The following is a 26,601-nucleotide window of genomic DNA, read 5'->3' as shown; positions in this document are numbered from 1 at the left end:
CGACCGACTCTGCGGGTTTCGGCCGCCGTTCGATGTCTGCTCTTCTCCGAAACCGACCAGGTTACTGCGCGGCAACGAAATGACGCGAAGGGCCACTACCGGACTCATGCATCGCAGCAAAGAGCAGGCTATACTCGATCACCTCGTCGGCGCGGGCGAGCAGTGTCGAGGGAATGTCAACGCCGAGCGACCTGGCGGTTTTTATATTGATCGCGAACTCAAATTTGATCGGCTGTTCGACGGGTAGTCGCGCGTAGACACTCTCACCTGCGCGGCCAGCTTAACGACGCAGCCAATCAAGGGGAATTGGCTCGTCCAGGCGGTGGTGAGCATTAGCCTTAAAAATCTTAAAACACTCCTCTTGGAAGCGCGCAATAGCAGGCGACAAATCGACTGCGTTCACTGAAATAGTTCCTGTGCTGGTGTTATACGAGAACCGGGATCTCGCCGATTTCAAGATGGCCCAAAATTTCGTATTCTGATCAGCGAACTTAGGATTTAACAGCACTATTCCGGTCGCGTATGCGTCGCTTGCGTAAGGCACCAAAAAGGTGAAATCCGCCGGCTCGTTTGAATCCGCCCATGCTGTAAAATTAAAATTGGTAGGTTTGGCTTCAGGGCGCCCAGTAGTCGAGCGGGGATCAGAAATTCTAATAAAGGCCATGTACGTCATTGTGGCGTCGGAACACCTGACGGCAAGATTCCCCGTGTCGGAGTGAAGCGTGATCACAGAGTCCTTCTTGGTGATAGTCCAATCACCAAAGCGGCCTAAAGTGACAGAGCCTTTCGGCGCCCACGCTTGTGAATCTAATGGATTTGCAGGCTTCACTGTGACGTCGCCTGTAACCTCTCTGCTGGAGCCCGGTCGTTCGGATTTCTCCTTAGGCCACTCCAACAATGATTTCGAAAGCCCAGGCTTGCCCGCGTACCAGCATTTTCGTCCATCGACGAGTCGATAGGACCACCATTGTCCGTGAGTATCTGAAGGCACCGCGACACTGCATTGTTGTTTCGCCTGCGCGGTTGTCATCCCAATCGACGACAGCGCGGCAATGCATGCCGCCAGAACAATGGATGGAAGCGGCTTCCCAATTTTGAGCGCTGAGACACTACCTCGTTGATGCAACAGACTTAAAGCGTGTTGATCAGTCATCGCGTCTTACTCACTGAACTCAATTGCCGCGGAGCGAGAAGATAAGAAAATCAAGCCTCTTTTTCGAGACATCCCGATCAATCTTGTCCATATGGAACCTGAGCGCATGGAGGGGGCGGTCAAAGGTCTTTTTGGGAGGGGGCCGCCGTTGATTGGTTTCATCGATCTCAGCGTACCGGAGATCAAAGCCCGCGTGCTCTGCGTTCGCGCACGCGAAGGTCGCGCAATGCGCCACGCTCGTTCCACTTAACCCAGGGGCCAAGTTCCGAAGCGAAGCGCCGCGCTAAGAGACTTCTGCTGGATTGCGGGATTACGATCCGGCCGATGTCTCTTGTGGGTCATTCGCGACTGGGGCGAGCCAGCAGCGAGTCCGGTCACGTCCGCTGTGCCGCCGAAAGCGGAAGTAAATTCAGAGCATTAGCGACATACCGACTGACCATTGATGGCGCTGCCCAAGACGTGATTCAAGCTCCGAACCGGAGCCTCGAATCATGCGCTACGAACTCAGCGACGCTGAATGGACCGCCATCAAACCTATGCTACCGAACAAACCGCGTGGTGTTCGGCGTGTAAATGACCATCGTGTGCTCAATGGGATCTTTTGGATCCTGCGTTCAGGTGCGCCGTGGCGCGACCTGCCGGAGAACTACGGTCCCCGCACCACTTGTTACAATCGTTTCGTTCGGTGGCGGCGGGCTGGCGTCTGGGACCAGATCATGGACGCACTGGCCGCCGGTCATGACGCGGCGGTGCAAATGATCGATACCTCCGTCGTGCGCGTGCACCAGCACGGAGCCTGTATCGCGGACAACAATCAGCAAGATATGGGTCGCTCACGAGGTGGCCTGACCAGCAAGATTCACGCGGTGGTGGACACCAATGGCCTGCCAGTCCATCTCGCTCTCACGCCGGGTGAGGCGCATGACAATCGGCTGTGTTCAGCTCTCCTCAGCGCCTTGCTTCCACAAACGATGTTGCTTGCGGATCGCGGATACGATGCAGACTGGATCAGGGAGCTTGCCCGCCAGCAAGGAGCTTGGGCGACCCTGGAGCTTATCAAGATTGGCGCAACCGATGCTGTCGAAGTTTGGGCAATATTGCTTCTCTATTGAAAAATTGGCCTATCGCGCATTCGACGAACGTTTGGTTTCCATCCGGATAGCCCAACGGTCATATAGGATGAGGACGACGCCCTAAGAGATTAAAACGGCGCGGCAAATCATGGCCTTCGCAAATTGTTGCAATCTTCTGGGCTCTATCTAAACTCAGTTTCGATCTCGGCCCGGACTGCGCACGGAGCGTCAGCCTGGTAAACACCTTCGGTGTTTGAGCGGCGATGCGGCGCTGGATAACCCGACTATTTCGGAAGAAAGCGGTACTCGCGGACGCGGCGCTCTACATACTTTGCGCCCTGACGTCGTCCGGCGCGCTGGCCTACACAGAGAACAACGGCGTAGCGCATTGTCTGAGCGAGGCAGGCAGCCCTGCTCGTGCGCATACGGTCCAGACTGAATCGAGCCATTTTCGCTCGGACGGAACTTGGCTCGAGCATCACAGCAACGGGACACAGCAGAATTACGACGGCAAGGTCGTGGCGGACAATTGCTGCCGCGTCCTTTGCATCTCGGCGATCACTCCTGTCGCGCCCCTTCCCACGCCGGAGCTTGGCGCTTCGCGGCATTTTGCGCCAGTGCAAGAGCCCCCGACAATTGGCGCCGGCGCGCGCTTGTACGCGCATAAAGGAGAAGAACACTTCTCGGCGGGCGAGCCGGGCGATCCGAATAAGCCGTTACGCGTCGTGGAAATCACGATGCGGGAAAATCACAGCAGGATGTCCTACCACCCGAACGTACTTGAGGTGAAGCGCGGCGAGCAAATCAAGTTCGTCATCACTAACGCGGGTCTTCTTGCGCATGAATTCATATTAGCCGACACCGCGGACAATCTAAAGCATGCGGCGTTGATGAAGAAATACCCGGACATGGAGCATGATGATCCGAACGGCAAGACCGTCCAGCCCGGTGCGAAAGCCGAATTGCTCTGGCGCTTTACGAAAACTGGGACGTTCGAGTTCTCCTGCCTCATTCCCGGCCACCGCGAGGCCGGAATGGTTGGCACCGTCACCGTGAAGTGATGCTCAAAAGAGACGTCATGAACGACCGCTTCCTCGTCCGCGCCGCGCTCGTCTTAATGTTCGGCCTCCCGCCGTTGGCGAGTGCGCAATCTGATGATTTTGTGAAAGGCCTCGTGATCAAGATCGATGAGTCTGCCGGGAAGATCATCATCAAGCACGGGCCGCTCAAGAAGTTCGACATGGACGAGGGGATGACGATGGTCTTTCGTGCTGCCAATCCCGCCATGCTCAAAGCCGTCAAGCCGGGCGACAAGGTGCACTTCGTGCCCGACCGCATCAACGGCCAGTTCACGATCACGAAGATCGAAAAAGCCAAGTGAAAACAGAACCGGTCAACGAACGGTCACAACCGCATGTCGCCCGTCAGGCTCGCCTGGAGTTATAAAGCGGAGCGAAAAAGGAGCGCGGCATACCAGCCATAAACGACACTCTCGAAATCGCAGTTTACGCTTACCGCATCTGCCGCGCCGCCGAAGAGCAAGAAATCCCACTTTCGCCGGGTAATTATATCAAACGTGTCACGCCGGCCGTTCACCATGCCTCCATCCTCACCAGCATGTTGTTGTCATACCCGGTGCCTTGCAGCCAGAATCGGATAGGGTCGCCCGCGTGGGCTCGGGCGCCGTTAGCGGAATCGGCCAAACGAAAGCCGGTGGTTCTGGCAGGAAACAGGCCGGGGATCTCCTCATGCGTAACGATGAGCACCCTCGGGTATACGGCCCGCACAATCCCTCGCCCCTCCCATAGCTGTTCGCCGGAGCGGGCCCCTGCAAAGCAGGCCTCGCGCTCGCGTGTGAGCTGCTCTACCTGCGCTTGCACTGTCTTGACCTCGCTGTCGCGCGTGGCCAGACGGTGACCCCAAGCGACGTAGCCAAAGCCGAGACCGACCGCCAGGGCCAAGTTCACGAGAATGGCGACCTGCCACATCCGAATCACCAAGATCCTCCGATCTGATCAGTGCACATGGTCATCGGGGAGCGCCGGTGGGGACTTCTCCTCATTGAGCCTCTCCACCTGGGCTTGAACTGCGTCGGCATCCGGCAAGCCCGTTTGGTCGCTCCGCCAAATTGCCCGGATATATCCCTGCCGGTCGATCAGGAATTCCGCATGCGCGGCGCCGGGCGCGAACAAGCGGTACGCGGCGGCGATCTCCTCATTTCCGTCGGTCACAACCGGGAACAGCACCGGAGGCCTCTCGCTGAGCTCGGCGATCGCTTCGGGCGAACTCTGAGGCGGCACCGCAACGACCTCCGCGCCCAGAACCGAAAGAGTTCCATATTGTCTCGCGAGTTCGGTCATCCGCGCGCGCGAGCCAGGCAGTTCGTAGAGCACCAGCAGAACCATCCGCCTGCCTCTCAACTCGCGAAGGGTTATTGGCGTTAGAGGCCCGACGGAGATGGTCACGTCGGGCGCCGCCAACCAAGCGTTGTTCGGTTGCACCACGGCTCCGATCCGCGAAGTCCCGGATGAGTAGAAGCCGCTGATGGTGAGCGCGCGGAGAAAATTGATCAGGTGCCAGCGCTGCGCTTCTTGAAGCTGGCTCCCAAATTCCGGCATCCCGCGGTTGGGTTGTCCATGCGTAATCAGCCAGAAAAGGTCGCCCGCGGATCGCCGCGCCGTTTCGGAAGCGAGCAGATCGACGGCGCTTCCCCACCCCCTCGGCGTCGCGCGGTCAGGCGTCGGCGTCCCGTGGCAGGACGCGCAATGCGCCTGGTAGAGTGCCATCCCCTCTGCAATCGAGCCCGCCGTATACGACAACGGCGAGCGCACGAACGAGGTCGGATAAGCTTGGACCATCAATGGCTGAAGGCCGATTGCGGCGCCGGTTGCAGCCAGGGCGAAAAGTGTCCCCAACAGAGGGATGGGTCGCCGGCGCACGAGAAACGCGACAGCTAGAATCGTCAGGCCGGAAACCGCTAGTACAGACGCGATCGGCAATTGCGCCGGACGATGCAAGACCGGAACTTCAGACAAGGCGTCGAGCGAGATTCGAACCGGCCAGGGCCATACAGGATCGTCGTGAAGCGCAGGCGTGGTCACCGTCATAGCCGTGGCGAGGCCGAGCACGACCAGCACCAGACCCGCCTCGATCGCGATGAACAATGCCATGCGGCGCGCCGCCGCGGACGACTTTGCCGCAGCTGGGCTCGACAACGTAGGCAGCATCGCACGGCTTGCGGCGGCTAGGAGAAGCGCAAGAACGAGAACAGCAAACTTGGCGAGAAGCAGGCAGCCATGTGTCGTCCCAACCAAGCCGGCGACGCTTCCAACCAGGAGCCAAGCGCTCGTGATACCCGAACCGCCAAGAATGAGCACCGTGATGAGCGCGACGCGGGAAAAGCGCTGCATGGTCCGCACCGCGTAGGGATCAGGAGCGGCTGCATTCTGGCTGGCGCCATACAGAAGGAGCGCGAGCGGCGGCAGGCCGCCCACCCAGACGCCCGCGCCCAGCAGGTGTGCCATGTCGATGGCCTGAGGCCATGGGCTTTCCGAGCTTGCGGCCACATGGCCCGAACTCCCGAGAAGAACCAGAGCGAGTGCGGCCAGCAAAAAGGCTTCGCCCCGCGCGGCGATCCAGTCTTGTCGGGCAGAAACGTCGCCGTCCAGGAAGAGAAAGGCCGCCAACACGATCAGCAGGCCGTGACGCACCGCCCACAGGAATCCCGCCCGTGTCTCCAACATGGCGTGCCAGATAGCTCGCGGCTCGAGCGCAGCCTCGGGGCGGCCCTCAAACACCCCAGCCTCTGCAGCCAACACAGCGGCGCCCGACGCCAGCGCCACGATTACATACCATCGCGCCCAGCACAGAACGCGCTGCTCCCAATGGCGCATGAAGTCGGTCGCAGGCCGTCCAGCAAGCAGCAGCAGGAAGAAGGCGCCCGTGAGGAGGACGCTTTGAGCCAGATGCACCCACTGGGCGCCGAACAACAGCGTGGTCATTCGACCCGGAACGTGAAACGCCCTTCGGTCACATGACCATCGACGGAGAGCACCCGCCAGATCACCGTGTAGGCGCCGTGTTCAAGCGGCAGCAATGTCGCCCGCAGGAGGAGGGGATTTGAAGCGTCAACGTGGGAGTCCTCTCGATCGACCTGAGCGCCATGTTCATCCTTGACCCGAACGGTGCTGTAGGTCGGCTCCAGGCGCTCGGTAAAGTAGAGCTTGACCTCGCTCGGAGGCCGTTTGAGTTTGCTTTCGACCGGCGGCTCCGCCCGCTGAAGCCCACTATGTGCAAGCGCGAGACCGACGCCGAGCACCCCGGCGACAAGCACAAGGAATAATCCTCGCGCGCATGTCGGGATTCTCATCGCCGTGATCCACGCCGCTCAGCCGACGCCTGCTCTCGCCTTGTAGTACGCGATGAGCTCGCGCGTGGGCAGCCAGAACAGATCATAGAGTCCGCCTGCACCGTCCTTGCCGCCTGAGATCAGGTCCGGTCCGTGATCGTAGCCAGCCGACCAGATCATCCCTTCGCCATTGGCCTGGAAATTCGGACACGCGCCGTCGATGTTCCAGTCGTTGAATGGCGCCTCGACAATCGGCCCCTTCCACTCCTTGCTCTTCGGATCGTAGTGCACGAAAAGCAAAGTGTGGAACTTGCCGAAATCGTGGACGGAGACGATGCCGAGGGTGAGGTCGTCCCTCGTTACGAGGGTGAAGCGGCACTTGAGCGCAATCGAGTCGAGCAACCGGTCCGCATAGCGCTGTGCCGGCTGCCAAACGCCGTCCACCTGTCGGGTGGTGTAGAGGTCGGTCGTGTTCGGCGCTCCCGGTTCGCGGGGCCGTATGGATACGAAGCACATGGCGCTCGGCTGGCCCGGAAGGTCAAACGGCATGAAGCAATGGGTTCTGTACTCGCTGTTGTTGATGTTGCCCCCGGAGACGGGCTGAGCTTGGCCCCATTCACCGTTAGGTTGCTTGTGGCTGACCCAGATTCCCGTCGGCCCTACGCCAGGCGCTTTGCGGAAGCTCATAAAGTACAGACTGTTGCCGTCGGGTGTGATCCACGGCTCCTGGTCGGCGCTATCGCTGTTGACAGTGCCGGGCAGGCGCTCAGCCGGCGACCAATCCCCGGCGGTTCCGGGCCACTCGCCGCTCTGTCGGATTCGGTGGGTGACGAAGATATCGGTCGGTCCCTTCACCCGCGTGTCGCCGTTGTGCGCAAAGCGGGCGAAGTAGATTGTGTTGCCGTCCGCCGAAATCGTCGGCTCGTAGGAACCAAAATTGTCGTTCGGCGGGAATGGCAGCTTGCGCGGCACGAGGCTAGGGGCGCCAGCATGGGCCCTGTTGATCAGGATCGTGGGCGAACTGACAGCTGCTCCCGCGGCGGCTACTGCGCCGAAGAAACGTCTTCTTGACAGGCTGTTCATGGGATGCCCCCGTATATCTACCGGGACTACCAATTTGTTACCATTTTGTTCGCTGACCCACAAGTGGTTTTGCCATTTCAGAGCCGCGGGAAGTTTCGAGCGCGAGCGCGCTCTGCGCGCTTCCACGCCCTCACACCGGCGTATAGATCACGAGCTTCAGCGCGGGATCGTCGTTGGCCTGAAAGCTGGTGTGCTCGAAATGCAGCACGCCGAGGGTCGGATGCGACATGGTCTTCAGGCCCGAGGCGGTGCCTCGGATCTCGTGGGCTTCCCACCATTTGACGAATTCCGGACTGCCCTGCCGCAATCGCGTCAGCAATTCGTTGAACGCGGGATCGCCAGCCCAGACATCGTGGGTGGTGCGAAACATCGCCACCATGCGCTTGGCCACCTCCGCCCAGCCCGCGCCGTAGGCCTTTCGCGTCTGCTTGTTCGTTATCATCAGGAGCATCGTGTTGCGATCCTCCTCCGCCAATCGCCCGAACGCAAAAACCTCCTCGGCGGCGGCGTTCCAGGCCAGCACATCCCAGCGCCGCCCGGTGATGTAGGCCGGCTGGTTCAAACTCTCGATCAGCCGCAGGATCGGCGGTGGCACGATTTCGCGCGTGAAGGCGCGCCTGTCGCCGTCGCGCGCCAGCGCCTTCAGATGCGCATGCTCGGTCTTGGAGAGGCGCAGCGCACGCGCCAGCGCATCGACCGTGGTGACCGACGGGCTGACAGTGCGGCCTTGCTCGAGGCGGATGTACCAGTCGACGCCGATGCCGGCGAGCCGCGCGACCTCTTCGCGGCGCAGGCCCGCGGTGCGCCGCCGCTGGCCGGCCGGAAGCCCGACGGTCTTCGGCGACAGCTTCTCGCGGCGGGACCTCAGGAAATCGCCGAATTCGACGCGGCGTGGATCGGTCATGGCTCGCTCCGTATGGAGGGACTGGAGAATACTAGGATAATACCAGGCCTTCTTGGGCGTTCAAGCCGGGCGTAGATCCCGTTCACCCCAGTTGAGAGGTGATGTCATGAAAGCTGCCGTACTCGAATCCTTTGGATCGCAACTCGTGATCGAGAATATGCCGGAGCCGGTGCTCGGCACCGGCGAGGTCATCGTCGACGTCGTCGCCACGCGGGTGCTGTCCTACATGAACGAGGTCTTCAGCGGCGAGCGCAACTACGCGCTGGATCTGCCGGTGATCCCGGGACCGGGCGGCATCGGCCGGGTGCGCGCGATCGGCCCGGACGCAACCAGGCTCGCGATTGGCGACTGGGTGTTCTGCGACCCGACGGTGCGGTCGCGCGACGCCGCCGTTGCGCCCGATATCGCCCTGCAAGGACTCACTGCCGCCGGCGCCGGCGGAATGCTCCTGCAGAAGCACTTTCGTCACGGCTCCTTTGCCGAGCAGATGCGGGTCCCGACCGAGAACGTCAAACGCCTCGGCGCGATCACGACTGAGGAGGCCAGCCGCTGGTGCGCGCTGGGAACGCTGCTCGTGCCCTATGGCGGCTTCCTCGCGGCGAAACTCCAGCCCGGCGAGACCGTGCTGGTGAGCGGCGCCACCGGCAATTTCGGCAGCGCAGCCGTCTCCGTCGCGCTCGCGATGGGCGCCGCCTGCGTGGTCGCGCCCGGCCGCAACAATCGTGTTCTCGCCGACCTCGTCCGCCGCTTCGGCGAACGCGTGAAACCCGTCAAGCTCACCGGCAACGAGAACGACGACCGCGAGAGCATGAAGCGCGCGGCAGGAGGACCGATCGACTGCGTGTTCGACATCATGCCGCCCTCGGTCAGCACGACCGTGGTGCGCGCGGCGATCATGGCGGTGCGTCCCTATGGGCGCGTCGTTCTGATGGGGGGCGTCGGCATGGCGGGTGGGGCCGGCCTCGAACTGCCCTACCCCTGGATCATGCGCAACTGCATCACCATTCACGGCGTCTGGATGTACCCCCCGGACGCGGCGAGCCGCCTGATCGCACTGGTACGCGCAGGGCTGTTGCGGCTCGATGAGTACGAGGTGACGGCGTTCGATCTCGACCACGCCAACGACGCGGTGGCGCACGCCGCAACCAATGCCGGGCCGTTCAAATTGACGGTGATCCGGCCGTAAGTGGCCTGCCCGCTGCGACGATGCGCCGTCGCAGCGGGTTCGCCCGACATGTCAAATGGCTGGGAGGCGTCACCCCCGATCGTAGCCGGCACCCGCCGGCTACTGTGCATGGGGTTGTTTTCGCATTTTTAGTTTGGGTGTGCCGGCGCGGCATGGGTCGTCCACCTCTACCTTGGGAGAGGTCGGCGCCTAGCGCCGGGTGAGGGTTTACGGTCTCTCGTGGGGCAGCGCCCCCTCACCCGATTTGCTAGCGCAAATCGACCTCTCCCCGCTGGGGAGAGGCGGACCGAGCCTCGAGAGCCGGTTCAACCAAACGCCCTTCAATTACTCGAGCTCGACGACCTGGCCGTCCGAAAGCGACACGCGCCGGTCCATGCGGCCGGCGAGCTCCATATTGTGGGTCGCGATCAGCATCGAAACCTTGGTCGCCTTGACGAGCTGCATCAGGGCCTGAAAGACGTGATCCGCCGTGTGCGGATCGAGGTTGCCGGTCGGCTCGTCCGCAAACAGCACGCGCGGCGCATTCGCAACCGCGCGCGCGATAGCGACGCGCTGCTGCTCACCGCCCGACAATTCCGCCGGGCGATGGGTGATGCGGTCGCCGAGCCCGAGATAGCCCAGGATGTCCTTGGCGCGCTTGACGCTCTCGGACTTCTTCAGGCCGCGGATCATCTGCGGCAGCATGACGTTCTCCAGCGCCGAGAACTCCGGCAGCAGCCGGTGCGACTGGTAGACGAAGCCGATATCGGTGCGGCGGAGCTGGGTGCGCTCGATGTCAGGCAGTTGCGAGGTCGGCGCGCCATTGACATAGACCTCACCGGAATCGGGCGCTTCCAGCAGGCCTGCGATGTGCAGCAGCGTCGACTTGCCCGAGCCGGACGGTGCCACCAGCGCGACCGACTGGCCCGCCCACAGCGCGAGCTTGGCGTTGTCGAGGATCGTCAGCGGCACCTCGCCCTGCAAGTACTGCCGCTTTATCTCGTGGAGATAAATGACCGGTACATCCTCAGCCCCCTGCTGCTGCTCCATCAGCCCCTCACTCGTACCGGAGCGCTTCGACGGGATCGAGGCGCGCGGCGCGCCACGACGGATAGAGCGTCGCGAGGAACGACAGCGTCAGCGCCATGATGACGACTGCCGTGGTCTCGCCGATGTCGATCTCGGCGGGCAGCTTCGACAGGAAATAGAGTTCTGGCGAGAACAGCTCGGTGCTGGTGAGCCAGGACAGGAATTGCCGGATCGATTCGATGTTGAGGCAGATCACGAGACCGACGAAGAAGCCGACCAGCGTGCCGACCACGCCGATCGAGGCGCCGGTGATCAGGAAGATCCGCATGATCGAGCCTTGCGAGGCGCCCATCGTGCGCAGGATCGCGATGTCGCTGCCCTTGTCCTTCACCAGCATGATCAGGCCGGAGACAATGTTGAGTGCCGCGACCAGCACGATCATGGTCAGGATCAGGAACATCACATTGCGCTCGACCTGGAGCGCATTGAAGAAGGTCGAGTTGCGCTGACGCCAGTCGACCAGGAACACGGGCCGGCCCGCGGCCTCGGTCACCGCCTTGCGGAACGCGTCGATCTTGTCGGGATTGGCGGTGAACACCTCGATCGAGGTCACGTCGTTGCTGCGGTTGAAATAGGCCTGCGCCTCCGCAAGCGGCATGAACACGAAGCCGAGATCGTACTCGGACATGCCGATCTCGAACACGGCGACGATCTTGTACGGCTTGATGCGCGGCGTCGTGCCCATCGGCGTGACCGCACCCTTCGGCGCCACCAGCGTCACGCTGTCGCCGGCATGCAGCGAAAGCTGGTCGGCGAGGCGCCGGCCGATTGCCACGCCCTGCCCGTCGTCAAAGCCCTCGAGCGAGCCCTGCTTGATGTTCTTGGCGATCGAAGTGAGGTTGTTGAGGTCGTCGGAGCGGATGCCGCGCACCAGGACGCCCGAGGCGTTCCACGGCGAGGACGCCAGCGCCTGGCCGTCGACCACGGGGGCGGCAAGCCGGATGCCCTGGACCTGGCTGATCCGATCGGCGACGTCCTTCCAGTCGGTCAGCGGCGATTCCAGCGGCTGGACCAGAATATGGCCGTTGAGGCCCAGGATCTTGTCGAGCAGTTCCTTGCGGAAGCCGTTCATCACGGCCATGACGATGATCAGCGTCGCCACGCCCAGCATGATGCCGAGAAAGGAGAACCCGGCGATGACCGAGATGAATCCTTCCTTGCGGCGCGCCCGCAGGTAGCGCGCCGACAGCATCCACTCGAATGGCGCGAAAGGCGCGGTTTGTACAGGTTCGGTCATGGCCTCATCCATCGCTCGATAATCCCATGATTCGGGGTCAATTGTGGCCGGATTGGCGGCCTCGATATCGGGCGATGAACAATATTCAGCCGACCAGGCGCGTAACCACGTCGGCGGGGGACAGATTCTCGCGCGAGCCGTCGCTGCGGCGCTTCAGCTCGACCTTGCCGTCGGCAAGCCCCTTCGGCCCGATCATGATCTGCCAGGGGATGCCGATCAGGTCGGCGGCGGCGAATTTGGCGCCGGCGCGCTGGTCGGTGTCGTCATAGAGCACATCGACGCCCTTGGCCGAGAGCTCCGCATAGAGCTTCTCGCAGGCCGCATCGACCGCGGCATCGCCCTGCTTGAGGTTCAGCACCACGGCGCGGAACGGGGCCACCGCCTCCGGCCATTTGATGCCGGCATCGTCGTGGCAGGCCTCGATGATGGCGCCGAGCAGTCGGGAGACGCCGACGCCGTAGGAGCCACCGTGGATCGGAACGTCGACCCCGTCGGGGCTGGCCACAAGGGCCTTCATGGCCTCGGAATATTTGGTGCCGAAATAGAAGATCTGACCGACCTCGATGCCGCGGGTGTTCACCCGCTTGTCCGCCGGCACTTCCTGCTCGAACCGGGCAGCGTCATGAACGTCTTCCGTCGCCGCGTAGACCGAGGTCCATTGCTTGATGATCGGCGTCAGATCGCTCTCATAGTCGACGTCCTCGCCCGGGATCGGCAGGTCGAGCACGTCGCGATTGATGAAGACGCCGGACTCGCCGGTCTCGGCAAGCACGATGAACTCGTGGCTGAGATCGCCGCCGATCGGGCCGGTCTCGGCGCGCATCGGGATCGCCTTCAACCCCATCCGCGCGAAGGTGCGCAAATACGCCACGAACATCTTGTTGTAGGCGACCCGCGCTGCGGCCTCGTTGAGGTCGAAGGAATAGGCGTCCTTCATCAGGAACTCGCGGCCGCGCATCACGCCGAAACGCGGACGCTGCTCGTCGCGGAATTTCCATTGAATATGATAGAGATTGAGCGGCAGGTTCTTGTACGACTTCACATAGGCGCGGAAGATCTCGGTGATCATTTCCTCGTTGGTCGGCCCGTACAGCAGCTCGCGCTTGTGGCGGTCGGCAATGCGCAACATCTCCGGACCGTAGGCGTCGTAGCGGCCGCTTTCGCGCCAGAGATCGGCGAGCTGGAGCGTCGGCATCAAGAGTTCCAGCGCGCCGGAGCGGTCCTGCTCCTCGCGCACGATCTGCTCGATCTTCTTCAGCACGCGGAAGCCGAGCGGGAGCCACGCATAGATGCCGGCCGCCTCCTGCCGGATCATACCGGCGCGCAGCATCAGCCGATGCGAGACGATCTCCGCCTCTTTCGGATTTTCCTTCAGGATGGGCAGAAAGAACCGCGACAACCGCATGACAATACTCTGGGAATCAGTGACGGGTTGCAGTGAAACCGGATTGGGAGCGAAAACACAAGACCGGGAATGAGGAAAAGCCGCTAACGCGGCGGAATTCCTGTCATTTTTCCGTCGACTTCAGGCTCAGCTTGAGCCGTCTCCAGCACGCCTTACGGAGGCGCCAGTTCGAGCTCGTCCTCGAGCGTGATCTTCTCGAAATCGGTCACCAGCGCATCGATCCGCACGTGCCAGCGGCCGGTGAAGGGCAACTCGACCTTGCGCACATGCCAGTAGCCGTCCGGCCCGAGCGAGGCACCCCACTCCATCGGCTCGATGCCGCGCTCCGGCAGGCTGAGCGTTAGCGTCACCTCCTTGGCCGTGAGCGGCGTCGCCTCGCCGGTCAAGAGCTGTAGCACGAAATCGTCGACGCCGGCTTTGCCGGGGGACACCAGCACCTGGAACATCGCCTTATCGGTGTGGATGTGGATCGCCAGCGGGGTCTCTGGAACGATGGTCCGCGGCGGCGGCGTGAAGCGCCAGCCGGCCACCACTGCGAAGATGGCCAGCGCGGTAGCGCATTCGAGCAGGATCGCGCGCCTGAGCGCCGGCGCGGCCTTCTCATCCCGCGCCAAGGCGGGCGTCAGCCGGAACCGATTGAGCGTAGCGAGCGCCAGCAGCACGATCACCAGCGTGAGCTTGATCGAGAGCAGCAGGCCATAGCGGGTCTCGGTCAGCGCGGACGGCTTTTCGAGCTGGATGATCGCAAGCAAAAGGCCGGTCAATGCCAGAACGCCGACCGCCGGCATGGCCATGCGCGAGAACCGGTTCACAACAGGCAGTGCTGCAGCGGTCGGCTTACACACCAAAACTGCGAGCGGCGCGAGAGCGCCGATCCAGAAAGCGACGCCGAGGCCATGGAAGAAGATCGCCGGTCGTGTAAGCACTTCCGGCGGCGCCGTCGCGGCATGCCCGGTCATCGCGAGCGATAGGCCGACGCCGACGAGGGCAATGACCGCAAGAGCGCGTGCGTACCATGCGCTGCGCAGCGCCAGCAGAGCGAACAGCATCGCGGCAATGGCAACCAGCAATGAGGGACCGGCACTTGTCGCGAAAGCAATCCACCAGGGCGCAGCCGTCGCAAGAGACGCCGGCGGCAGGCCGAGGAGATCGAGGCCTAACGCCCCGAGAGAGACAATGCCGCTCGGGAGGCCGATCGCGAGCGCTATGCGCGGAACGGTCATGCCAATCATCGACAGCGCGATCCACCTCGCAAAGAACACGCCGCCGACGCCGACGAACAGGCCGAGGTAGAGACCGATGCGCGCCAACCAGATCAGCACCGTCACCGCGCTGTCCGCATTTGCGGGAGGTTGCGTCCCTGTCGGCATGCCGATCGAAAAGATTACCGATCCCGAGACTGGATGGCCGTCCTGCGAAATCACACGATAACTCACAACGGCCGTGCCCTGCGGCAGGTCCGGCGGCATCGCAACCGAGATAGTCTCTCCCGATGCGCTGACGCGCGTGTCATCCCGCGCCCTGCCCGTGCCGTCGATCAGCCGGATCGCGCCCGGCGTCACCGCCTCGTTGAAGCGGAGCTCCACGGCCTTCGGCGCGCTCGTAAGCATGCTGCCGCTCGTCGGCTCGACCGAGACGAGCGCCGCATGCGCGAAAGCGCCGGTCGCGAAGCCGACAACGAAAAGCAGCGTCGCGAGCGCGGCGAGGACGCGCATCAGGGCTTTGGCAGGAGCTTCACGCCAGGCGCCGGCGACTTGCCCTCGTGCGAAGGCCCTGCCCCCTCCGCCGGGATTTCGATCCAGCGGCTGACGCCGGTCTCGCATTCCTGGACGACGGGGAAATACAGGGTCGTGTTCGGTTTGAGCGAGTCGGTCAGGACGGTGTGCATAACGAACTCGTCATAGTTCTTGTCCAGCAGCTTGCCCCCGGACCACATCACCTCATTGACGCCGGTGGAGAGCTTGTTGCCGTGATAGTCGTATTCGCTGGCGTATTTGCCCTCGACGACGTCGACGTTCCAGCCCGCCTTCGGCATCGGCTTCACCGCGATCACGCCCTCGGGTATCTGCACACGAATCTTCACCGTCGACGAGCCCGCGCAGCCGTGTGGCACAGTAAAGACGGCCTTGTAGGATGCGCCCACCGTGGCCTGCTTGGTCTCCAGCGTGATATGCGCCACCGCTGGCGATGCGGCGAGCGCGGCCATCAGGATCAGGCAGGATCGCTTCGACATGTACCACCTCTTCGGCATGGTCATTTGATCAGGATCGGCGATTCGACGCTGACATGATCGGCCTCGGAGATCGAGATTCCGAGACCCAGCATCCAGCGTCCTGGCGTCAACTGCGCCACCTTCACGCGCCAGCCGTCCTCGCCGTCGCGCGAGGCCTCGACCGGTGCGAGCTTCCTTCCGGTCTGCGTGTCCACGAGCGTTACCGACACGGCGTTCGCTGTGAGCGGCGTCTCGTCCGTCGTCTCGAGCTGGATCGCGATCTCGACCGGGCCTGAGCGACCCGGCGAGACCGTGACATTGGCCATCGCCTTCTCGGTATGCAGATGGGTGAAGAAGCTGTCGTCGTCGGTCGCCGCCGCGAGCGGTGTCGCAGCAACCGACAACAACGCAGCTACCGCGAGCGCAAGGCCCGTGAAGTTTCGACGCGAAGTCATGGGGGACTTGATCTGTTTCATCACATCTTCATTCCCGAATGATCCGGCATTTTCTTCATCATGTGTCCGCCATCGCCGGGCGCCTGCGCGCCGACACCCTGGACATCGAGGGAGACGGCGACCTTGCCGGCCTTCTCGAATTCCAGCGTCACCGGCACCTTGTCGCCTTGCTTGAACGGGCCCTTCAGTTCCTGGAGCATCAGGTGATAGCCGCCGGGGGCGAGCTTCACTGTCTTGCCGGGATCGATGACGAGGCCCTTGTCGAGCGGACGCATCTTCATCACGCCGTTGTCCATCGCCATCTCATGGACCTCGGCCTTTCCCGCGATATCGGCGGAAACGCTGACCAGCTTGTCCGGCGCTGTCCCCTTGTTCTCGATGGTGAGATAGCCGCCGGCCACCTTGGCGCCGCCCGGCGTCGCCCGGCTCCAGGCCTGCGAGATGACGAGATCGCCGGCCTTCACGTCGTCGGCAACCGCTGGTGCCGCGCAGAGCGCGAGAGCGAACGCCGCGAGCATCACATCTTTCAACATTGTCTTCATATCCGTCTTCCTGTTTGCAGACTGACTATCAGTGGGTGGAGAGTTGTTGCGCCGACCATTTTTCGAGATCCGCAATCTCGGCCGAACCTTCGATCGTCGAGATCGTCCCGTCCCGAGAGATGAGCATTGTCCTGGGAATGTCGCCCTGCCAGGCGGGATCGATCTCGAACCGCAAGCGCTCGACAAAGCCATCGCTGAAGATGAAGTTCTCGGTCGACGACAGCCCCGCCTTGTCTAGCATGGATTGCGTCGCGGCTGGCAGGTTCGGCACGAGGTCGGCACTGATCGTGATCACGTCGATCCCGGGGTGGTCCTTCGCAAACTGCCCGAGCAGCGGCAGCTCGACCTTGCAGGGCCCGCAGGTCACGCCCCAGAAGTGTACGAGCGTCGGGCGACCCGCATGGCCTTTGAGGACGCGTTGCCAGGTGCCGCGCTCGAACGGCTTGAGAGCCTGAGGCGCTGCGAGCGCCGTCGCCGACACGATCAGAACGCCGAGCCCCAGAATGCCTGCAAATCGACGTCTCATGGCTGGTCCTCGATTTTTGCGAAACGATAGCCATCCGCCTTCGTCATCCATGACAGATAGATCTTTCGGCCATTGGTGACGAGCAGGGGATGGTCGGAAGTATCGCCCGTGCTCGATATCGTCCTCGGCGGCGACCACGTCTCGCCATCGTCACGCGAGATTGTCATCCGAACCGAGGTTTTCTCGCCATCGAACTCCTTCCAGACCATCACCGTTCCCGCAGGGCTCGCGAGCACGAAGGGACGCGTCGGATTGCGGTCCGGCCGTCCCAGCGCCATGGGCGCAGAAAACGTGCGGCCTTCGTCGCGCGAGTGGGCGTAGAACAACCCCTTCCGCGCCTTCCCGTTCGTGTACCAGGCGACGTGAAAAGTCCCGTTCGGCGCAACCGTGAGGCTCGGCCCATGATGCGGGCAAGCGTTGATCTGCCAATCGTCGTTACTGACCCGATGAATTTCACCTGGCGTCGAGATGTCGGCGAACGTCATGACCGCGTGATCGCGTACACCGCCGTCGAAGATGTTTCTGAAGATCACGGCAGGCCGTCCGGGTGCCGCAAACGTCAGCCCCAGTCGGCAGCATTCGCAGGTGTTGTCATGCGCAAGGCTGGCCTCGGCGTAGGTCGCGCCACCGTCGCGTGACGAAGCAAAGAACAGCCCTGCCCCATCATACTTACGGCCGGCCTCCTTCGCAGGGACACGGTTACGCTTGTCCAGCCAGGCCGCGAAAACCGTCCCATCCTGATCGAGCGCCAGCGCTTCAAAACGCTGACTCTCGTTGTTGGCGGTGATGGGCTTCAGCTCCGAAAAGCTCTTCCCGCCGTCGGCCGAGCGCGTGTAGAGCACCTGACCGCTGAACGCCTCATCCCTGAAGATCGAGAATGCGAGTGCTATGCCGCCCTTGCGATCGACCACGATCTTCGGCCGGGCATCCGGCCCCCAATCGAGGTTCAGCCGCTTGGTCGTGACCTGGGTGGGAGCCGAGAAATTACGCCCTCCATCCTGCGAGCTCGCGACCGAGACCTGCCCTCCGGCCATAAAGGCGAGCCACCGCGTCCCGTCCGGACCGAATGCAGGCGTGGCCTTGGTTGCACAACGCAGCGTCGGCTCGTCGCAAGCCGCTTCAGATGCATGATGGCCGTGCCTCTGTCCGAGCGCCGTTCCCTGCAGAAGCACGAGAGCGACTATCCCGAGCAAGCCATGTCGGATCATTGCCCTACTTTCTTCGAGAGCCCGGATCATTTGAACGCCACCTTCATACCCGCAACGAACGTGCGCGGCGAGCCGCGTAGATTGATCCCGTTGTGTTTGCGAGCACACTCGCAGGATTTTGAAGTCCGGCTCCTGTGACCGTGTTGGCGATGTTGTTTGCCGAAGCAACGTAGGTGCGGTCGAATACGTTTCTGACTTCAAGATACAGATTCAGGGATCTGAAGGTATCGGACACCAGGTCGGTCTTGTAGTGAACGTTCAAATTGACCAGTTCATAGCCTGGCGCCTTGAGCAGATTTGCATTGTCCATGTAGAAGGAGTCCTTCCACTGGACCTCAACAAAACCTCCGAGGCCTGCCAGCGGGCCGGCGAACTCATCGTAGCCAACGCGGGCCGTCAATTCGTTGGGGGAGATGCCGGGAATCTTGTTGCCTGCCCGGTTGAAGCTGAACACCGCGCCATTGGTGATGTTCTCGACATACTCGGTGTAGACCTCGTCGAGATAGGTGTACGCCGCCAGGAACCGCCATCCCGGATAGAACTTCCAGTCGGCTGCAAGCTCAATGCCCCGATGCTCCGAGCGAGGAGCGTTGAACGTGTAGGATATGCCGCTGATCGGAGTCGCCTGACTAACGATCTCGTTGCGGAAGAACTCGTAGAATCCCGTAGCGCTCAGCTTGAGCGTGTTGTTCGGCGTCCAATCGAAACCAAGGTCGTAACCAAGATTCTTCTGGGTCTGGAGCTGGGTATTGTTGCCCGAGAGCCCTGTCGGAAGCACGAAGAGATTCGAAACCTGCGGAGTGCCGTATCCCGTGGCAACACGTCCCCGGAACAGCCACTCGTTGTTGAGATTGTAGAGAAGCGCCAACTCTGGAGCCGCATTTTGAAACTGCCGGTCCGCGGTTGTGAGCGTGGTCGTGGCGATGCCGGTCGGCCCGGCGTAAGCATACGCCGTGTTGATGCCCTTGAGCAGGGTTGTCTCCCAACCGATGCCGGCAACGGCCGTCAGCGACGATGTGAGCTTGAGCTCTTCTCTTGCACGAGCACCATAGTTGGTCGTTTCGCTGTAGAGATTGCTCGACAGCCTGCCGAGGGTCGCGTTTCCTCCCGGCATCACGTTTCGCGTTTCGCTCGACGCCGTCAGGGTGTTGTAGAAGGCGCCGAAGAACGTTGTCGACTCCAGGCCGAGAATCTCGCCCCGCTTGGTTACGTCGCTCATGAAATTGTACGACGGAAAATCTCCGATCGCGCTGGTCGAGCCGGTCGGCTGGCTGATGTTCCTGTCGTCGAAGACAAACTGGTTTCGCCAGGTCGTGGTGTTGTCGAAATCGTGCTCCCATCGGCCGCCGACGATGGTCCGACGGTCGTTCCGGCCCAGTCCGGCCTGCACGGCCGTCTCCGTGTCGGTTCCGGCCGCTGCGTTGAAGCCGTTGTTGAACAGCTTGACCGTACCGCATCCGGGCGCGGCCGTGGCGCCGGTCGCGCAGCCCTGCTGGAAGGGGTTCTGATAGTACTGGTTCAGCGACTGTCGGATCGGCAGCCGCGCGCTGAGGTCGTTGTTGATGACCTTGACCGTGAAGCGATCGTCCGGCGTCGCCTTCAGCGTTCCAAGGAAGTTTACGGTCTGCGTATTGAACCAGCTGTTGCCGATATAGCCGTCGCCCCGCACGTCGCTTGCAAATAACGAGCCCTCGAAATTCCCGACCTTCTTGCCGGCTGTCAGATAGTTGTTGAGATAGCCGTAACCGCCGCCCTCGACGCCATATTCGACACCGTCGATCGTGCCGCCCGGCCGTGTTCGAAAGTTGAGTGCGCCGCCGGTCGCATAGTTGCCATAGAGGGCCGACGAGGGACCTCGGATCACGTCAATGGCTGCATAGGCATGAGGATCGATCAGGTCGCTCCGCGACAATCCGTCCGGCTGGGTCACCGGAAAACCGTCCTCGAAAATCACGAGATTGCGGATGCCGAAGCCGTTCCGAGCGTTGGATCCGCGAATCGAGATGCCGAAATCACGGGGACCATTCCCCTGCTTGACCGAAACGCCCGGACTGTCCCGCAAGACATCGCTGACCGAAAACACCGGTCGGTTGTCGAACTGCCAGCGCTCGATGGTGGTCGTGGTCTGACCGGCCGGCGATTGATTGAGGCTGGCTCGCACCTCGCCGATAGACATCGCCCGGTTTTGGGCCGACGCGCTGGCGGTCGCGTTCTGCGCCACGGGTCTCGCTGCGCGTCCTGCCGAAGCTGAGTGTGGTCTCGATGGCCGAGTTACCGGTTTGGAACGGGTGGCCTGCGGTGCCGTAACGGTCACGGGAGGAAGCGTCTCCTGGGCAGCCTGGGCATGCGCGTCTGAGGCGATCGAGGACAGCACCCCGCAAAGCACGGGCAAGCTCGCGCCGCCGATCGCACGAATGCGTAACATCTTTGAATTCCTGACATCCGGCGCGTCGGCCGGTCCATTAAGCTCGCCATCGGCGCAGCAACGCCGCGCCAATGGTTCGGTTGGTCGTTACGTCAGGAAAAGCGTGGAGGTGCGCGCGCTCGGGCATTTGAGCCCGCATGGACGACGACGGCAGGTACGTCCGCCGCGTGCCACACCACGCGCTCGTCGTGGCGGAAGGGAATGGCGAGCGCGGCCTGCGGCGGCGAGTCGAGCGACGCATTGGCCTGCGCCAGACAGCACAGCGCACACGCGCCGGCATGCGCTGGCGTGCCGGTCTGATCATTCAGACCACCCTGCTCACCCGCGCTGTGGCAGATGACACCGGCAGAAAGCGGATCGGCCATGGCCTGGCCGGCCGCCAGGCAGGCGGCAATCGGCGCCAGCACCTGCATCACCAGGGCGAGCAGGACGATGGGTAGGAATTTTTGCAGCCGTGCGCGCATCCGCCGAACCATTCGTTCGTGCACTAACTAAACACTCCGCCGCGGGCCGAGTCGAGGTCAGTTCCGCTGCCTTCTTGGTCCAGCGCAAATTTCTCGAAAACTGTTGTCGGGCCGCTCCACCGACGGGAAGTCCGGCATTTGAGGCAATCGCGCAACCCTACCCGTCTACAGATTTCTTATATTTGTCATACGCTTACGAGGTAAACAGTCCGATCATTTCGTCAACTGCTCGAATTTCGAACAATCGTTGCTGAAAATGATGACAAGCGCGAAAAGTTGATCTAGCATCCTTGTTGCTCAGGCTGGCCGCGAGGTCGAAGTCTGGTGGTCCAAGTCTCGGGAGGAGCCCCTGGCGCGCAAAACGCAGCGTCGCCCCGTCAATCAAGAGCAAATCTTAGAATCGGGGATAATAGGGTCGACACAATTTTTGAGCGGGGCTAGGGCCCCGCTCTTTTTTTTATCTGCGGGGCTGAATCGCCGATGAATGCTGCTCCCAATCCGATCGAACGGAGCTTCGAACTCGCGGCCTCGTGCTGCGCGGATCTCACGCCGCTCGTCTATCAACGTCTGTTCAAGGAGCATCCCGAACGCGGGCGATGTTCCGCACGCAAGGCAGTGAGCTCGCGATGGCATCGATGCTCGCGCTGACGATCGAGGCGATCCTCGACTTCGCGGGCCAGCGCAGCGGGCATTTCCGGCTGATCGCCTGCGAGGTCGCCTCGCACGATGCCTATGGCACGCCGCGCCACCTCTTCACCGCCTTTTTCGCGATCATCAGGGATACGCTGCGCGACCTGCTCGGCGATGAATGGTCGGTCGAGATCGCGCAGGCCTGGGACGCACTGCTGGTCGAGATCGAGGCCTTCGCTGGCATCGCAGCGTAACGCTTTGCGCTGCACCAACGCGGCTGCCGCGATCTTACGGTTGATTGCAGATTGAGTGGCAACAACTCTTGTGAGACACTTTCCGCATCGGTCGCGCAATCAATGACGCGCCGACGATAGAATATATGGGAGCGAGCGATGTCCGAGACGAAAGATTTCTCGACGACGAGGCGCGATCTTCTTCAGGCGGCAGCGACCGCCGGCGCCGCGACTGCCATCCTCGGCAGCATGGGCATTAACCCCGCACTTGCAGCCGAAGTCGGACGATCCGAGAAGCCGCTGAAGGCGGCGTTCTCCAATGCGGGCCTCCAGGCGACCTGGTGCGCGCAGGGCAAGCAGGCCGCGGAATTCTGGGGCAAGCTGTTCAATGTCGACGTGACCTGGTTCGACGGCCAGCTCGACGCGGTGAAGCAGCGCGCTGCGATCGACAACATGGCCTCGCAGAAATGGGATTTCGTCGCGATCCAGGCTTTTGGCATCGGCACCCTCACCCAGCCCGTGCAGAAGATGATCGACGCCGGCACGCCCGTGATCGACATGGACACGCTTATTGCTCCTCTCGATCAAATTAACGTCCACTCCTTTCTCGCCCCCGACAACGAGTTCATGGGCGCGTCGGTGACGCAGGCGCTGTGCAACGCCATGGGCGGCAAGGGCAAGATCATCATGACCCAGGGCGCCCTCGGCCATACCGGCGCGCAGGGCCGCGCCAAGGGCTTCAACTCGGTGGTCAAGCAATTCCCCAACATCGAGGTGCTCGATACCCAGCCGGCCGACTGGGACGTCTCCAAGACCGCGCGGCTCTGGGAAACCTACCTGACCAAATACCCGCAGATCGACGCGGCGTTCTTCCACAATGACGACATGGCGCTCGCCGCCTACAACATCATGAAGGCGCGCAACCGCACCAACATCCTGGTCGGCGGCGTCGACGCCATGCCGCCGGCGATCCAGGCGGTGAGCGAGGGCCGGATGTTCGCGACCGTGCGCAACCCGTCCTGCCGCATCCATGGCGGCGCCATCATCGCCGGTGTTGCGGCAGTGGTCGGCGGCGAGAAGAGCGGCCAGGGCATTCCCAAGAACGTGGTCACCGACGGCCCGGTCGTGACCAAGGCGAACGCCCCCGGCATGCAATGGATGGAAGATCACTTCCTGATCTAGTCCTCCATGCCTGAGGTTCGTTCGCCCATCCTGGAACTGAAGGGCATCACGAAGAGCTTCGGCGGCGTCGAAGCGCTTCGTGGTGTCGACTTCACGCTCTATCCCGGCGAGATCCACGGTCTCGTCGGCGAGAACGGCGCGGGAAAAAGCACGCTGATGAAGATCATCGCCGGCGTGCACACAGAATTCTCCGGCCGCTTCCTGATCGACGGCCAGGAGACGCATTTCCGCTCGGCCCGCGACGCGCACGCGGCCGGCATCGCCATGGTGCACCAGGAGCTCAGCGTCGCACCCGACCTCACCGTCGCGGAGAACGTGTTCCTGGGCAACCAGCCGACCAACCGGCTCGGCCTCGTGCAGTGGCGGCGCATGGCGCGCGAGGCCGGCGAGCAGCTCGCCCGCTTCGGCATCGACGTCGATCCGATGTCACGGCTCGGCGATCTCCCGATCGGGCTGCAGCAACTGATCGAGATCGCCCGCGTGCTGTTCTCCGGCGCCCGCATCGTCATCCTGGACGAGCCGACCTCCGCCCTCTCCCCGCCCGAGGTCGAGCGCCTGTTCGCGACGCTCCGGCGCTTACGCGAAGAAGGCACCAGCATCGTCTTCATCTCGCATTTCATCGAAGACATCCTGCGGGTGTCCGACACGGTGACCGTGTTCCGAAACGGGCGGAAGGTCGCCGAGACCGCGGCGTCCGCGACCAGCAAGGGCGCGCTGATCGAGGCCATGATCGGCCGCGGCGGCGAAGCGCTCGAGCACAGCTATACCGACGACCTGTTGCTGCCGCAGCCGAGCGACAGAGCGGTGGTCCTGAAGGTCGACCAGCTTTCGCTGGCCCGCAGCCTGCAGGACGTCTCCTTCGAAGCACGCGCCGGCGAGGTCCTCGGCATCTACGGCTTCATGGGCTGCGGCCAGCAGGAATTGTCGCGCATCCTGTTCGGCAAGCTGAAGCCGGACGGCGGCACGCTCGCCGTCGATGGCGCGCCGAGGACTTTCGCCAGCACGGCCGCGGCCCGGCGCGCCGGCGTGGCGCTGGTGCCCGAAAGCCGGCGTGACATGCTGTTTCATCAAGAGCCGGTCTACAAGAACATCTCGATCAGCCTTCTCGACCGCATCTCGTCCCTGCTGCTCAAGCCGGCGCAGGAGCGCGACATCGCCAAGCGCCAGGTTGATCAGCTGCAGATCAGGCCGCCGGTGGTCGGCCTCGACCTCGGCATGCTCTCCGGCGGCAACCAGCAGAAGGTCGCGCTGGCAAAATGGCTGACCTATCCGCCAAAACTGCTGGTGCTGTGCGAGCCGACCCGCGGCATGGACGTCGGCGCCAAGAACGACGTCATCAACATCGTCCGCGACCTCCGCGCCAGGGGGCTTGCGATCATCGTGCTGTCGACCGAGCCGGAAACGGTGCTGTCGCTGGCCGACCGCATCCTCGTGCTCAAGCGCGGCGCGGTGGTGCGGGAGTTCAAGAGCGAGCTGGTCAGCAAGGACCGCCTGCTGGAAGCGGCGTGACGGAGAAGCACAATGGCGAGTAGTGAGACGGTTCCAGCGGCGGGTCGGCGGGCGCGCGGCCTAGGGTCCTTCCTGCGCTCGCAGATGCGCAACATCGCGCCGTTCCTGACGCTGATCTTGCTGTCCGCCTTCTTCGCCTTCGCCAGCCCCTCCTTCGCAACGCTCGACAATCTCGGCAACATCCTGACCCAGGTGTCGGTGACAGGCATCATCGCGGTCGGCCTCACCTTCGTGATCCTCTGCGCGGAGATCGACCTCTCGATCGCCAGCATTGCCAACGTCACGGGCATCGCGGTCGCGTACTTCACGCTGCAGGAATCCTACGTCAACATCGCCAACGTGCCGCTGCCCGGCGCCGTCGCGATCCTGCTCGCCCTCCTGCTCTGCGCAGCTCTTGGCCTCGTCAATGCGCTGGGGCTGACCGTAATCGGCATCCCCTCCTTCATCATGACACTGGCGATGATGCAGATCGCCGCCGGCATCTCGGCGCTGCTGGTGCGCGGCCAGATCGCCTACAAGGTGCCGGACCTGATCGCGACCCTCGGCTCCGGCTCGATCGGCGGCATTCCCTGGATCGTCATCGTCGCGGCCGTGATGCTGCTCGGCGGCCATCTGGTGCTGACCTACACACGCTTCGGCCGCTACGTCTACATGGTCGGCGGCAATCGCGAGGCCGCCGAATATTCCGGCCTCAACGTCAAGCTCATCCTCGGCGCGGTCATGGTGATCTCCGCGGTGTGCTCCGGCATCGGCGGCATGCTCGGTGTCGCCCATTTCGGCAGCGCCCAGCAGAACGAGTTCGACACCTACCTGCTCGACTCCATCGCCGCTGTCGTCGTCGGCGGCACCAGCCTGTTCGGCGGCCGCGGCGGCATCGGCAACACCATCGTCGGCCTCTTCGTCCTCGGCGTCCTCAACAACGGCCTCGACCACGTCAACATCGACAGTTTTTTGAAGATCCTGATCCGCGGCCTGATCCTGCTGGCGGCGCTGATCATCAACGTCTACGCGCAGCGGCTAAGGGAAAAGGTGGCGGAGTGACCCCTCTCCGCAAAAATCTCGAAAACAACCCCATGCAAAGTACAAATCATTGAGGAATTTTGCGCGGGGTGGCTCGAACCAGAACTTCAGCGGCGTTTGACTCGTCGGGCAAAACAGGCGCACGATGTCATCATGGCAGCCAGTGCATCCGTGGCAGCTCTCCCCCAAGAGCTTTGACGTTCACCGCAAACAATGACCCGTCATCCTGAGGCGTGAGGCAGGCGATGCGAACGCATCGCATGCGGAGCCTCGAAGGACGAACGGCCGGGATGCACAGCCGGGCAGCCGTCCTTCGAGGCCTCCGCTTCGCTCCGGCACCTCAGGGTGACGGAGATAGAGCGACGCTTGCTGCACCGATCTCGTCATTGCGAGCGCAGCGAAGCAATCCAGAGTCTTTCCGCGGTGACAGTCTGGATTGCTTCGCTGCGCTCACAATGACGATGTAGAGACAGGACAGCACTCCAAAGCCAAGTCCGCCCCCGCTAAAACTAGTCACGTGAATCTAAAGTTCGCCACATAATGTCTGCTGAGCTTTGTGACAGAAGCGTTTGACGGAAGCCAAGATCTGGTCTGCGGACTTGGCCCATTTGAAGGGCTTCGGGTTGTTGTTGTGCAGTTCGATGAAGGTACGGATGTCGGCCTCGAGCTGCCTGACGGAGGTGTGAACACCTCGCTGGATTTGCTTTCTGGTGAGCTCAGCGAACCAACGCTCGATCT

23 protein-coding genes and 4 pseudogenes are annotated in these 26,601 nt (G+C 62.5%); 9 read left to right on the top strand and 18 right to left on the bottom strand.

Translation table 11 applies throughout. The features are described 5' to 3' along the window. A partial coding sequence (locus AC630_RS46260; RefSeq protein ID WP_208867019.1) for a hypothetical protein occupies positions 1 to 247 on the top strand: 247 nt, incomplete at its 5' end. 33 nt (positions 248 to 280) lie between these two features. Here the strand turns inward: AC630_RS46260 and AC630_RS46255 are convergent. Further along, positions 281 to 1,153 carry a hypothetical protein gene (locus tag AC630_RS46255; protein WP_208867018.1) on the bottom strand — a complete coding sequence of 291 codons (873 nt, stop codon included), beginning with the start codon at positions 1,151 to 1,153 and terminating at the stop codon, positions 281 to 283. Between the two features lie 491 nt (positions 1,154 to 1,644). Between AC630_RS46255 and AC630_RS15690 the strand changes: the two are divergent. From AC630_RS15690 to AC630_RS15680, 3 genes and pseudogenes are all read left to right on the top strand, one after another. After that, positions 1,645 to 2,202: pseudogene (locus AC630_RS15690) on the top strand (IS5 family transposase); the annotation flags it as partial. Between the two features lie 287 nt (positions 2,203 to 2,489). Continuing rightward, a complete protein-coding gene (locus AC630_RS48315) occupies positions 2,490 to 3,287 on the top strand; it encodes a cupredoxin domain-containing protein (protein WP_502691514.1) in 798 nt (265 codons plus the stop codon). A gap of 17 nt (positions 3,288 to 3,304) precedes the next feature. Then, on the top strand, positions 3,305 to 3,607 hold the full coding sequence (locus AC630_RS15680) for a copper-binding protein (RefSeq protein ID WP_074119409.1): 303 nt from the start codon (positions 3,305 to 3,307) through the stop codon (positions 3,605 to 3,607). A 211-nt stretch (positions 3,608 to 3,818) separates the two neighbouring features. Here AC630_RS15680 and AC630_RS15675 read toward each other — a convergent pair whose 3' ends face one another. The 5 genes from AC630_RS15675 to AC630_RS15655 are packed head-to-tail and all read right to left on the bottom strand — an operon-like array spanning position 3,819 to position 8,561. After that, positions 3,819 to 4,214: a copper-binding protein gene (locus AC630_RS15675; protein WP_074119405.1), complete on the bottom strand. Its 396-nt coding sequence runs from the start codon at positions 4,212 to 4,214 to the stop codon at positions 3,819 to 3,821. A gap of 27 nt (positions 4,215 to 4,241) precedes the next feature. Continuing rightward, complete coding sequence (locus AC630_RS15670; RefSeq protein ID WP_074119404.1) at positions 4,242 to 6,227, bottom strand: CopD family protein; 1,986 nt, start codon at positions 6,225 to 6,227, stop codon at positions 4,242 to 4,244. Then, entirely contained in the window at positions 6,224 to 6,559 is a 336-nt protein-coding gene (locus AC630_RS15665; protein ID WP_167561218.1) for a copper resistance CopC family protein, read from the bottom strand. Before AC630_RS15665 ends, AC630_RS15670 begins: the two co-directional genes overlap by 4 nt. A gap of 54 nt (positions 6,560 to 6,613) precedes the next feature. After that, on the bottom strand, positions 6,614 to 7,783 hold the full coding sequence (locus tag AC630_RS15660) for a TolB-like translocation protein (protein ID WP_143198065.1): 1,170 nt from the start codon (positions 7,781 to 7,783) through the stop codon (positions 6,614 to 6,616). Positions 7,784 to 7,787: 4 nt separating this feature from the next. Beyond that, positions 7,788 to 8,561 carry a helix-turn-helix transcriptional regulator gene (locus AC630_RS15655; RefSeq protein WP_074119401.1) on the bottom strand — a complete coding sequence of 258 codons (774 nt, stop codon included), beginning with the start codon at positions 8,559 to 8,561 and terminating at the stop codon, positions 7,788 to 7,790. A 106-nt stretch (positions 8,562 to 8,667) separates the two neighbouring features. Here AC630_RS15655 and AC630_RS15650 point away from each other — a divergent pair, with 106 nt between their 5' ends. Continuing rightward, complete coding sequence (locus tag AC630_RS15650; RefSeq protein ID WP_074119400.1) at positions 8,668 to 9,747, top strand: zinc-binding dehydrogenase; 1,080 nt, start codon at positions 8,668 to 8,670, stop codon at positions 9,745 to 9,747. A gap of 324 nt (positions 9,748 to 10,071) precedes the next feature. Here AC630_RS15650 and AC630_RS15645 read toward each other — a convergent pair whose 3' ends face one another. From AC630_RS15645 to AC630_RS15595, 11 genes and pseudogenes are all read right to left on the bottom strand, one after another. Then, entirely contained in the window at positions 10,072 to 10,776 is a 705-nt protein-coding gene (locus tag AC630_RS15645; protein ID WP_074119399.1) for an ABC transporter ATP-binding protein, read from the bottom strand. Between the two features lie 7 nt (positions 10,777 to 10,783). Continuing rightward, entirely contained in the window at positions 10,784 to 12,064 is a 1,281-nt protein-coding gene (locus tag AC630_RS15640) for a lipoprotein-releasing ABC transporter permease subunit (protein ID WP_074119398.1), read from the bottom strand. Between the two features lie 73 nt (positions 12,065 to 12,137). Beyond that, a complete protein-coding gene (gene proS / locus AC630_RS15635) occupies positions 12,138 to 13,457 on the bottom strand; it encodes a proline--tRNA ligase (protein WP_074119397.1) in 1,320 nt (439 codons plus the stop codon). A gap of 152 nt (positions 13,458 to 13,609) precedes the next feature. Further along, a complete protein-coding gene (locus AC630_RS15630; protein ID WP_074119395.1) occupies positions 13,610 to 15,172 on the bottom strand; it encodes a copper resistance CopC/CopD family protein in 1,563 nt (520 codons plus the stop codon). Beyond that, positions 15,172 to 15,690 carry a YcnI family protein gene (locus AC630_RS15625; RefSeq protein ID WP_074119408.1) on the bottom strand — a complete coding sequence of 173 codons (519 nt, stop codon included), beginning with the start codon at positions 15,688 to 15,690 and terminating at the stop codon, positions 15,172 to 15,174. The genes AC630_RS15630 and AC630_RS15625 overlap by 1 nt, the downstream gene beginning before the upstream one ends. 20 nt (positions 15,691 to 15,710) lie before the next feature. Continuing rightward, positions 15,711 to 16,124 carry a hypothetical protein gene (locus AC630_RS15620; protein ID WP_245330411.1) on the bottom strand — a complete coding sequence of 138 codons (414 nt, stop codon included), beginning with the start codon at positions 16,122 to 16,124 and terminating at the stop codon, positions 15,711 to 15,713. Positions 16,125 to 16,144: 20 nt separating this feature from the next. Beyond that, on the bottom strand, positions 16,145 to 16,666 hold the full coding sequence (locus tag AC630_RS15615; RefSeq protein ID WP_074119393.1) for a copper chaperone PCu(A)C: 522 nt from the start codon (positions 16,664 to 16,666) through the stop codon (positions 16,145 to 16,147). Between the two features lie 28 nt (positions 16,667 to 16,694). Beyond that, positions 16,695 to 17,192, bottom strand: a complete 498-nt coding sequence (locus AC630_RS15610; RefSeq protein WP_074119392.1) for a TlpA family protein disulfide reductase — start codon at positions 17,190 to 17,192, stop codon at positions 16,695 to 16,697. After that, complete coding sequence (locus AC630_RS15605) at positions 17,189 to 18,400, bottom strand: sialidase family protein (RefSeq protein ID WP_074119391.1); 1,212 nt, start codon at positions 18,398 to 18,400, stop codon at positions 17,189 to 17,191. The genes AC630_RS15610 and AC630_RS15605 overlap by 4 nt, the downstream gene beginning before the upstream one ends. A gap of 26 nt (positions 18,401 to 18,426) precedes the next feature. Continuing rightward, positions 18,427 to 20,825 (bottom strand): annotated as a pseudogene (locus tag AC630_RS15600) (TonB-dependent receptor family protein). A 92-nt stretch (positions 20,826 to 20,917) separates the two neighbouring features. Next, a complete protein-coding gene (locus AC630_RS15595; protein ID WP_208867017.1) occupies positions 20,918 to 21,289 on the bottom strand; it encodes a DUF2946 domain-containing protein in 372 nt (123 codons plus the stop codon). A gap of 480 nt (positions 21,290 to 21,769) precedes the next feature. Here AC630_RS15595 and AC630_RS15590 point away from each other — a divergent pair. The 4 genes and pseudogenes from AC630_RS15590 (at position 21,770) to AC630_RS15575 (ending at position 25,884) form a co-directional block, all read left to right on the top strand. Further along, positions 21,770 to 22,173: pseudogene (locus AC630_RS15590) on the top strand (globin). 138 nt (positions 22,174 to 22,311) lie between these two features. After that, positions 22,312 to 23,334 carry a sugar ABC transporter substrate-binding protein gene (locus tag AC630_RS15585; RefSeq protein ID WP_074119389.1) on the top strand — a complete coding sequence of 341 codons (1,023 nt, stop codon included), beginning with the start codon at positions 22,312 to 22,314 and terminating at the stop codon, positions 23,332 to 23,334. A gap of 6 nt (positions 23,335 to 23,340) precedes the next feature. Continuing rightward, complete coding sequence (locus tag AC630_RS15580; protein ID WP_074119388.1) at positions 23,341 to 24,843, top strand: sugar ABC transporter ATP-binding protein; 1,503 nt, start codon at positions 23,341 to 23,343, stop codon at positions 24,841 to 24,843. 12 nt (positions 24,844 to 24,855) lie between these two features. Then, the gene (locus AC630_RS15575) at positions 24,856 to 25,884 is read left to right on the top strand and encodes an ABC transporter permease (RefSeq protein WP_074119387.1); all 1,029 of its coding nucleotides are present in this window, start codon (positions 24,856 to 24,858) and stop codon (positions 25,882 to 25,884) included. Between the two features lie 502 nt (positions 25,885 to 26,386). Here AC630_RS15575 and AC630_RS15570 read toward each other — a convergent pair. After that, positions 26,387 to 26,601: pseudogene (locus tag AC630_RS15570) on the bottom strand (IS630 family transposase); the annotation flags it as partial.

This window comes from Bradyrhizobium sp. AS23.2 (assembly GCF_001908185.1).
Lineage (GTDB): Bacteria > Pseudomonadota > Alphaproteobacteria > Rhizobiales > Xanthobacteraceae > Bradyrhizobium.
This window is presented reverse-complemented; position numbering and strand designations above follow the sequence as displayed.